The sequence below is a fragment of the Gelidibacter maritimus genome (assembly GCF_014062315.1).
Taxonomy (GTDB): Bacteria; Bacteroidota; Bacteroidia; order Flavobacteriales; family Flavobacteriaceae; genus Gelidibacter; species Gelidibacter maritimus.
Map to the genome: position 1 here is coordinate 1 of NZ_JACGLT010000048.1, position 752 is coordinate 752.

At 34.4% G+C, this 752-nt stretch carries 1 protein-coding gene; it reads right to left on the bottom strand.

Annotated elements, in window-relative coordinates; translation table 11 throughout:
* Positions 1-104: 104 nt before the first annotated feature.
* Positions 105-494 (bottom strand): hypothetical protein, encoded by a 390-nt coding sequence (locus H3Z82_RS19440; protein ID WP_182207118.1) that lies wholly within the window; start codon positions 492-494, stop codon positions 105-107.
* Between the last annotated feature and the right edge of the window lie 258 nt (positions 495-752).

Sequence of the window (752 nt, forward strand, 5' to 3'; positions counted from 1 at the left end):
ATCAATCCCCATAGTAGGCAAACCGACCAACACCGGTTCAGTCAACACGGCATTCATGTTGGGTCGTACCGACCACACGAATGCTTAGTTATTGTGCGTAGGCTTTATTTTCCACCTCTAAATTCTTCAATACTTAATCCTTTTTCTGTTTTCTTTAATATTAAATATCCGTTTGTTGCTCCCAAAATAGCGTCAGATTTTCCAAGTGAAAGGATTATTAAAGAGTCCATTTCTTTTTTGTTAAAAACTCCATTTCCACCGTTTTTTAAATTTTCCGCAAGTGTTTTCAAAAACTGTTTATTTTTTAAAGAATCCGACCATTTCATTAATGATTCAAACCCTTTTTCGGTCGTAATATTTTTTATTTCGTCCGAATCTGAGTCCAACAATTTTTTAGAAAAATAAGATAATGTCTCATCCAATTTGCTGTCCGATTCTACACAGCTAAAATTAACTGTCAGTATAAGTAACAATATCAGTTTTATTTTTCTCATCGTAATTTTTTCAAGCTTACGCACAACGTTTATGTGTACGAGCTGTTGCGTATTTATTAACCTAATGCTTTAAGTTTATCCGAGGTTTCAAAATTCGCAAGAATTTTGTGGACTGGATGGGTTTGAGCAATGGCTTGTACACGGTGTTAGTACACGGCTTTTTACTTTTCCGTTCGAGTATAAATTCGGACGTAATGTTGTTTAAAAGACTAATTTAAACAATTCAGATGGATTGTTGTTAAGTTTTTCCGCGCGCAA

Coding starts and splice junctions, on each gene's coding strand:
- H3Z82_RS19440 (WP_182207118.1), bottom strand. CDS start 494: ATGAGAAAAATAAAACTGATATTGTTACTTATACTGACAGTTAATTTT.